Raw genomic sequence first — 8,682 nt, 5'->3', positions numbered from 1 at the left:
CCACCCTCCCAGCGCCCGGGCGAAGGGCCCCGGACGCAGACCACCGAAGCGGTCCACGACTTCCAACCACATGCGGCCCTCTTCCACCACGAAGGACAGCTCGCACGCGTCCTCCGGCGCCACCTCTCGGACCTCGGAGCGGCGGTGCGCGTACCGGTGCTGGCCCTGCGCATCCACCGGCGCGTCCCACATCGCGTTGGCCGCCAGTTCGTGCACCACGTCGCCCACCAGCGCCGCCGCCGTCCGCGAACCCCGCGCCTGGGTGACGGCCTGCGCGGCAGCCTCACCGGTGGCGTTGATGTCCGCCACCGACTGAAGCCGGTGCCGCGATGCCCCCGCGGGCAACAGCGGCGCGCCGCGAAGCAGGTCCCCCAACAGGCGCGCCTCCCACGCGGAGGGACGTCCGTCGGAGGCCCGCGTCGCCAGCAGCAGCGCGGGCGGCTCGCCGCGCAGCGCCTCCGCGTGCGCGGGCGTCAACTTCCCGTCGAAGAGCACCAGACGCCGGGGCCCCGAAGGCGACCCCGGCCCCTGGCAAAGCGCCATGCCGCCCTGTGCAAGGACGGGAGCCGCCTGCTCCACCAGCGCCGGAGAAAGCGTCTCGTCTGCGATCAACAGGAGGCCGCCGGCCTCCAGGTGGGGGGCGGTACTCAAGGGCTAGTATCGAACCTTGACTTCACTGAAGAACGACTGAGGCGGTGCTGGGAAGCCGTGGGATTCCTCGTACTTCGCGTTGAAGAGGTTGGAGCCGAGGAACGACACGGAGATGCCGTCGTAGACGTTGAAGCCCACCCGCGCGCTGGCGGTGACGTAGCTGGGCAGCTGCACGCGGGTGGTGGGCAGGCCCGTCGTCTCGTCCACCTCGAAGCCCGGGTCATAACGTGAGCCCACCAGCAGCGCGTACAGCTCCACGAAGGCGACCTTGCCGATGTTGGTCCGGCCACGCGCGTAGATGCGATGGGCCGGCGCGTAGTCCAGCGGCGACTGGGGGCCGTCGTCGTACGGCAGCGCCTTGGCGTCGAGGAACTGGTACGCGATGTCGAAGGACGAGTTGATGGACGGAATCTGCGCGGCCGCTTCCAGCTCGAAGCCCGCCACCCGCGCGTCGCCCAGGTTCTGGAACTGCGACACAGAGCCGAAGACGAGCTGCTGGTTGATGAAGTTCTTCGCCAGATTGTAGAAGCCCGTACCCGTCAGGCGCACCCTCCGATCGAAGGGCCAGAAATCCACCGATGCCTCGATGGTGTCCAGCGTCTCCGCGCGAAGGTTGGAGTTGCCCACCAGTGTGGCCGCGTACATCTGCTGGTTGATGGCCAGCTCCGCCAACGTGGGCGCCCGGAAGGCGCGGCCGTAGTTGGTGCGCAGCGTCAGCAACTCCGGCACCGCGTGGAACACGACGCTGGCGCGCGGCGAAACCTGGTCCGTGCGATTCTGCCAGACGCGCTCCGGAATCTGGTAGCGGTCGTAACGGGCACCCGCGCCGAACACCAGCCGGTTGAAGAGGCGGTACTCCGCGTCCACGAAGCCGCCCAGGATGGTCTGCCGCGTGTCGTCCATGCTCAGCTCGGGCAGGACGTTGGGCACGTTGACGGCGTCCGCCTTCAAGTCACCACCGAAGGTGACGTTGAGGTCGCCCATCGTCCACAGCGCGCGCGCCTCGCCGCCCAGCCGGCGCCGCTTGCCCAGCGCGCGGGTGGGGTCGCCGCCGAAGGCGTTCTCCATCAGCACGTCGCGGCGCTTGAAGAAGCCGTACGCCTGGCCGAAGAGGCGCAGGTTGTCGGTGACCTGCTGGTCCACCTGCGCGGACGCGTTGAAGTTCTGCACCGACTCGGAGTCGTTCGGCGTGTAGTGGCAGCGGCCGCAGTTGCCCACGGTGGAGATGTGCGTGCCACCCGGGCGGCCAATCTCCGCGTCCGTGAAGTCCGCGTCCAGCGCCAGGGGCCCGATGCGCACCTTGCCGTTGACCTGGTGCACCAGCGAGTCCTGGTTGGTGTCCACCCGGCCCACGCGCGGGTCGTTGAAGAGCTGCGGGCCGTCCGAGCCGAAGCCGTAGTAGCCCAGCAGCGCCTCCACCGGACCGCCACGGCCCGCCACGGTGCCGTGCAGACGCCACGTCTGGTCCTGGCCCGCCAGCACCCGGGCCTCGGCGCCCACGTTCTTGCCCTTCTCGATGAGGTCCGACGGCTGGCGCTGGATGACGTTGATGACGCCGCTGAAGGCGTTGGAGCCGTACAGCGAGGACCCCGGGCCGCGGATGACCTCCACCTGCTTGAGGTTGGTGAGCGGCGTGGTCTCGTCCGCGTAGAACTGGCCCGTCCAAGGGTCCGTCAGCGGACGGCCGTCCTGGAGCAGCAGCAGTCGGTTGGACAGGTAGTTGGAGCCCAGGCCGCGCGCGCTCACCGCCGCCTTGCGCATGGAGCCCCGGCGGCACTCCATGCCGGGGAAGTACTGGATGGCCTCGCACAGCGTGAACTGGCCGGTGCCTTCCAGTTCGTCGGCCGGAATCCAGGACACCGTGAGAGGCACGTCGGAGATGCGCTGGTTGCGCTTGCCGGCGGTGGTCACCACCGCCTCGCTCAGCACGCGGTTGACGGACTCCTCCAGCGCGTCGGCGCCGTCCAGCGGGTCCACCCCCAGGCCCGCGAGCCCGGACTGCGGCGGCAAGGGGCGATCCAGGGTCGGCTCCGCGAAGGGCGCGCTGATGGGGATGTTCGACGCGGGCGCGGGCTGGTGCGCGGGCAGCGTCGCGGTGGCCGGCGGGAGCTGCGTCGGCGCGTCCGACGGGTTGAAGTCCGCGCCGACCGGCGGCAGCGCCTGCGGTGAGGCAGGCTCGGCCGTCAGGGGCGTGGCCGGCGTCAGGGGCGCGGCGGAGGGCGGCGTGGGCACGGGTGCCGGCGCGCTCGCGGGCGACGGCTCATCCGCGACAGGCCCGCCACCCAGGACGGGAATCTCCGGGTCGTCCGCGTCCTCGACGGGCGGCTTCACGGGCTTCTTCGGCTTCTTCGCCGTCTTCGCGGCGGGACGCGCGGAGGCCGCGGGCTTCACCACCCGCTTCCGGCGTTTCACCTTGGCGGGAGCCTCTGCCTCCGCGGCCTCCTGCGCTGACGCGCTCGAAGGGACGGCGAGGGACAGCACGCACAGCATGATGGAAAGAGGCAGGCCGGCGCGCAGGGCGCGGCGACCGGCAACCGCCTTCGCCGCGCCCAGCCGCGGCTCACCGAACAGAGTCGAGTGCATCGTTCTCACATCCAAGGGTGGAGCATGGACACCCGAGGTCCTGTACGTACGACCCGGAGACGGGCTCGGCGCCAGCGCTTGCGTCCGGGGGAACGCGGTTTCACGGCTGGACACCAACGCCATCATTTTCAAGCTACCCCAGAGACAACGCCGGGCCAAGTCGCTGGCTCTCATTCTCTAGAAACTCGGGAAAGGTTCAGTCGTCTGGCTGTTCCGCGGAGACGGCGAGGTCTCCAACGAAGGACGGAAGCGCGGGGCCCAGCTCCTCTGAGCGCACCAGCACCTCGGCCTCCACGTGAAGCTCCGCCCCTTCCGCCAGCACGGGCTGACGCCGCGGCGGGCCACGCGTGACGAGCTTGCTGAAATCGTCGAAGTCCTTGTCCTGGAGCCGCGCGAAGGCATCGAAGGGCGCCACCGCGCCCACCTTCCCCAGCGCGCCCGTGAGCGCGGCCTCGTGGTTGCGCAGGTCCACCAGCACGGCCCCCGGCACCCGGCCACTGCGGAAGAGCACGCGCACGTCCTTGCCCTTGGGCACGTGCGCCAGCGGGACGAGCGCCGCCTCCGCGCCCTTGGCCTCCAGCATCTTCAGCGCGGACTCCACGTTCGGCACGGGGGCCAGCTTGAAGTGCTTCTGGGCGTCCAGGTCGCCGCCGAGCACGACGTGGGTGACGAACTTCGGGTCCGCCGGACCCGCGCCCTTCACGTGCGCCAGGCGCTTGCCGGCGAGGTCCTTCACCACGCCGCGCTGCAACGCGACAATGGCCCAGCGCTGCTGCGTGTCACCCGCGCGTGAGGCCCAGGCCACCGGCTTCGCCTTCGCGCCCAGCTGCACCGCGGCCCACGCATCCACCACCGCGAAGTCCACCATCCCGCCCGCCACCGCGCGGGAGAAGTCCTCGTAGCGGCCGAAGCTCTTGGCGGCCACGGGCGTGTCCAGGGTCTCCGTCAGCCGGGCGGCCAGGGCCTCCGCGTACTCGAAGCGCTCCTGGCCATCCGCGAGCGTGGTGGCGAGGAACACCCCCAGCGTGGCCTTCTTCGGCGCCGCGAGCGCGGAGCTGGCCGTCAGGGTGCAGGCCAGCACGAGGCCAGCCAGGAAGAAGCGAGGTGACGTCTTCATGGGGTCTCCTCCACGGTGGCGTCCGCGGGCGCGCCCGAGGCGGGCTCGGCCAGGCCGTGCAGACTCTGCAGGCGTTCCTTCCACTCTCGCACCTGCGCCATGCGCGGGCCGCTGCCGCCGGCCAGGTAGCGGCGCCAGGCCTCCACGGCCTCGCCCGCGTCCTTGCGGCGCTCCTGCGCGTCGATGCCAAGGTTGAGCGCGGCCACCGGCACGCTCGACTCCAGCCGGCGCCACACCTCCACGGCGTCTGTCGTGCGGCCCTTGCGCCAGTCGACGCAGGCCAGGTTGTGCTGCACCTGCGTGTCGTCCGGATTGCCGGCGAGCGCGGCCTTGAAGGCCTTCTCCGCCACCCTCATGTTGCCGGCATTGTACGCCTGGGACGCCTCGCGACGGTGGAGCGCGCCCGTCATCGCCGTCAGCCACTTGGGCTGTCCGGGCATCGGCTTCTTCGCCGCCGCCGCCAGCTGCTTGCGCGCGGCGGGCACCTGCCCCTTCTTGTAGAGCACGAAGGCGGTGGCCAGCGCGCGCGTGTTGGGCCAGGCCCAGGGCTGCGTGGACGCCAGGGCCTTGGTGATGGCCGCGCTCGCCTCCGCGTGGCGCCCCGACTCCACGCGAGCCAGGCCGCGGACGAACTGGGCCAGCCGCACCAGCTCCTTGCGGTTGCCCGTGCCCAGCTTGTCCACCAGGTCCAAATCCCGCTCGGCGGCGTCGGCGTCTCCGGCCTCCAGGCGCACCAGCGCCCGGCGCACCAGCACGCGCGGAAGGTTGGCGCCCGCCACCTGCGCCGCGGCGCGCGACGGGCCCACCGCGGTGAGGCGCTGCACCGCCGCGTCCACCTGCCCCAGCTCCACCTCGGCCAGCGCGGCGCCGACGGAGGCCTCCGCCTTTTCGTCGGGCTCCTCCGTCTGGGTGGCCGCGCGATTGAAGGCCTCCAGCGCCGACTGGGCATCGTTCGTGGCCAGCCGCGCGTACCCCAGCAGCAGGCTGTCACGCCACGCGGCGCCGGGCAGCACCACGCCCTGCTCCATCACCTTGCGCGCGTCCGCGTAGGCGCGCGTCTCCAGCAGCGCGGCGCCCAGCCGGCGCGCCATGGGCGCGCTCCGGTCCAGGTCGTACGCGCGGCGCAAATCCCTGACGGCATCCTCCAGCCGTCCCGTGCCCGCCCTGTCCCGCGCCCGGTGCGCCAGGGCCCGGGCCAGCCACTGCTTCGCCCCGGCGTGTTCCGGCTCCACCTGCAACGCGTTGGCGTAGTCCTCGATGGCCTGGTCCCACTGGCCGGTGGCGAAGTGGTCCGCGCCCAGCAGCACGTAGCCCAGGGCCTGACGCGGCGCCATCTCCACCACGCGCCGGTGCACCTCCACCGCGCGCTGGAAGCGGCCCGCGCGCCGGTTCACCGAGCCCAGGTTGGCCCACAGCTCCAGGCTGTTGGCGCCCGCGCGCACCGCGCCCTCCAGGAACTGGATGGCCTCCTCGTGCCGGCCCTGTGCCTGGAGCGCCTTGCCCACCGCCATCTGACCCAGCACCAGGCCCGGCTGGAGCTGGAGCACCTTGCGGTACTCCGCCTCCGCGGCGGCCGCGTTCTTCTGGGCGAAGCGCACGTCACCCAGCAGCAGGTGCGCCGCGGGCGAGCTGCCCAGCTTCACCAACGCCTGGGCCTGCGTGTCCGCCTTCGCGACGTCCCCCGCGCCCAGGTACAGGCGGGCCAGCTTCTCGCGCGCATCGCCCGCCTTCGGGAAGCGCGTGGTGACGCCCTCCAGCAGCGTGCGCGCCTCCACCGCCCTGCCCTCCAGCTCCAGCACCTGCGCCAGGCCCAGCTGCACCGACGGCGACTCTGGCCGGCCCGCCTGCGCCTGCTGGAAGGACGCGCGCGCCGCCGCGGCATCCCCGCGCAGCACGTGGGCGCGGCCCAGTAGCTCGTGAATCTGGAAGTCGTTGGGTGCCAGGGCCTGCGGACGCAGCGCCAGGTAGCGCTTCAGCCGCGTGGCCGCCGCGTCTCCCTGCTGGACGTAGAGGTAGTAGCTGGCCAGGTAGTAATGAACGATGAGGTGTTCGGCCTTGTCGGCCGTGGCCACCTGCTCCATCAGCGGCACGGCCTCCGGGAAGCGGCGCAGCTTGAAGTACGCCACGCTCACCGGATAGGCCAGGGCCAGCTCCGAGGGGTTCGCCGTCAGCACCGGCTGCACCCGGTCCACGGTGCGCTGCCAGTCATTGAGCGCGTTGGCGCTGGCCCCCAGGCCGGCGGCGGCGGCCACGGAGCCCGGCTCGGCGGTCAGCGCCTGTTCGAAGAGGGCCAGGGCCTTGCGGTACTTCTCCTCGGCCTCCTTCTTGTCACCCGAGGCGCTGGCGGCGCTGGCGGCCACCTGCGCCGCCTCGCCGTCCCGCACCAGCCGCTGGGATTCGGACATGGGCGGCGGGCGGTACTGGGCCAGCGCGGGCGGGCCGCACAGGGTGGTCAGCAGCGCGAGCGCCGGCGTGAGACGGCGCGACCGGGGATGTCGTGGGGAGCGTCGCATGCGTGTGGAGTCCCAGAAGGAAGTCAGGCGGCGGGGCTGAACTCGGCCACGACGACGGTGATGTCGTCCCGCTGCGGCTGGCCGGCGCTGAAGGCTCGAGCGTCCGCCAGCACCGCGTCACGCAGCGCCTCCGCGGACAGGTGGGCGTGCGCCTGGACCGCGGCGGCCAGACGCTGGGTGCCGTAGAGCTTGCCCGCGTTGTCGCGCGCCTCGGTGAGGCCGTCCGTATACCAGACCACCACGTCCCCAGGCCGCAGCTGGGCCTGACGCGAGGTGAACTGGGATTCGACGGAGGCGCCCAGCAGCGGGCCGCGCGCGGGCAACGATGCAATCTGGCCGCTGCGCTTGTTGAACACCAGCGGACTGGGGTGCGCGCCCGCCGCGTAGTCGATGTAGCCGTTGGACACGTCGATGACGGCCAGCGCGCTGGACATCTGGTGCTCACCGCGGCCCACGTTGGCCAGCGTCACGTTGAGGGCGGTGATGAGCATCTGCGCGTTCACCTGCGACGGCTCGCGCAGCGTCATCGCCGAGGCGAAGCCACTGGTGGCGCTGGTGGCCACCAGCGACGTGGACAGGCCGTGGCCCGTCACGTCGCCAATGCCAATGACGATGCGCCGGTCATCCAGGGCCGCCCGGAACCACCAGTCGCCGCCGCATGCATCCGCGGTGACGACCAGGCCTGCGATGCGCAGCGGCCCCACCTGCACGCCCTCGCGCCCCGGCAGCAGCGTCTCCTGCACGGTGCGCGCGAGCGACACCTCGCGCTCCAGCTGCGCCTTGGCCCGCACGTCCTCCAGCAGCACCTTGATGCGCTCGGCCATGTGGTTGAACACCACGCCCAGCGTCACCACCTCGCGGCCCGCGCCCTGCGCCGTTCCCGCCCGCGCGCTCAGGTTGCCGGCGGCCAGCTGCATCACCTTGCCGGTCAGCATGCCCAGCGGCCGGGTGATGCGCCGGCTCTGGTAGGCCACCAGCACGCCCGCCAGCACCACGAAGCCCAGCCCCAGCCCCAGCATGCGCAGCGTGGTGGCGCGCACCGTGGCGCGCTTGTCCTGCTCCAGCGACGCAAGCTGCTGCTGCAGCCCGCCCAGCGAGTAGCTGATGACGACCAGCCCCTTGCCGCTGCTGGAGCCGTAGTCGATGGGCTCCTGGATTTCGGAGATGGGCTGCCCCCTGTAGAAGGCGCTCACCAGCCGGCGCTCGGCGCGACGGACCGGTGCGACGTCCTCCTTGTCCTCGCTGGCGCCTTCGCTGTCCGCCATCCGGACTCCGTCCGGGTCGAAAATCTGCACCCGGAGGATGTTGGGGTTCGTCTTGACGATGGAGCCCGCCACCTCTTCGAGGAAGGCGTAGTTGTTGTCGCGCAGGTTGGTGGCGGAGGTGAGCGCGATGGTCTGCCCCACCGTCTGGCCCAGCTCGCGCGCCTGCTCCTGGATGCGCTCCTTGGAGACGAGCGCCGTCTCCTCGAACTGGGACTTGGTGGAGGCCACCGACAGCGCCGCCAGCAAGCCCACGATGAGCACCACCAGGACGCCGGTGGTGAGCAGGAGAATCTGGTCCAACCGCAGGCCCTTGATCTGGGCCACGTTGGGCAGCTCGCCCGCCTCCAGTGGCGCGATGAGGGTGCGGGTGCCCCCCTCCGCCAGCCCCAACGGGCCCGTCAGGCGCGTGGCGGTGGACTCCCGCGCGCCGGTGACTTCCTGGGTGCCTGTCCGCTCGGACGGCGGGAGCGCGGCGTCATCCGGGAACTCGTCGGACGCGGGCGCGGACTTCAGTCGCGTATTCGTACTGGACAAGGGCGGGCCGGGGTGGGGA

The 8,682-nt window shown here is 71.8% G+C and carries 5 protein-coding genes; all 5 read right to left on the bottom strand.

Annotated features, from left to right (window positions below; genetic code table 11):
- Positions 1-651 (bottom strand): hypothetical protein (locus FL344_RS37325; protein WP_141621856.1); only part of this gene is annotated, 651 nt, incomplete at its 3' end.
- 3 nt (positions 652-654) lie between these two features.
- The gene (locus tag FL344_RS37320) at positions 655-3,408 is read right to left on the bottom strand and encodes a TonB-dependent siderophore receptor (protein ID WP_141621855.1); all 2,754 of its coding nucleotides are present in this window, start codon (positions 3,406-3,408) and stop codon (positions 655-657) included.
- A 22-nt stretch (positions 3,409-3,430) separates the two neighbouring features.
- The gene (locus FL344_RS37315) at positions 3,431-4,351 is read right to left on the bottom strand and encodes a PhnD/SsuA/transferrin family substrate-binding protein (RefSeq protein WP_141621854.1); all 921 of its coding nucleotides are present in this window, start codon (positions 4,349-4,351) and stop codon (positions 3,431-3,433) included.
- Entirely contained in the window at positions 4,348-6,864 is a 2,517-nt protein-coding gene (locus tag FL344_RS37310) for a tetratricopeptide repeat protein (protein WP_141621853.1), read from the bottom strand. The genes FL344_RS37315 and FL344_RS37310 overlap by 4 nt, the downstream gene beginning before the upstream one ends.
- Positions 6,865-6,887: 23 nt before the next feature.
- A complete protein-coding gene (locus FL344_RS37305; RefSeq protein ID WP_141593573.1) occupies positions 6,888-8,663 on the bottom strand; it encodes a PP2C family protein-serine/threonine phosphatase in 1,776 nt (591 codons plus the stop codon).
- Between the last annotated feature and the right edge of the window lie 19 nt (positions 8,664-8,682).

The sequence above is a fragment of the Myxococcus sp. AB036A genome (genome assembly GCF_006547355.1).
Lineage (GTDB): Bacteria > Myxococcota > Myxococcia > Myxococcales > Myxococcaceae > Myxococcus > Myxococcus virescens.
Note: the sequence above shows the minus strand (reverse complement) of the source record. Positions and strands in the feature narration are given on the sequence as shown.

Bases quoted from the DNA above. Each gene is read 5' to 3' on its own strand.
- FL344_RS37320 (WP_141621855.1), bottom strand. From the start codon at position 3,408: ATGAGAGCCAGCGACTTGGCCCGGCGTTGTCTCTGGGGTAGCTTGAAA.
- FL344_RS37315 (WP_141621854.1), bottom strand. From the start codon at position 4,351: ATGAAGACGTCACCTCGCTTCTTCCTGGCTGGCCTCGTGCTGGCCTGC.
- FL344_RS37310 (WP_141621853.1), bottom strand. From the start codon at position 6,864: ATGCGACGCTCCCCACGACATCCCCGGTCGCGCCGTCTCACGCCGGCG.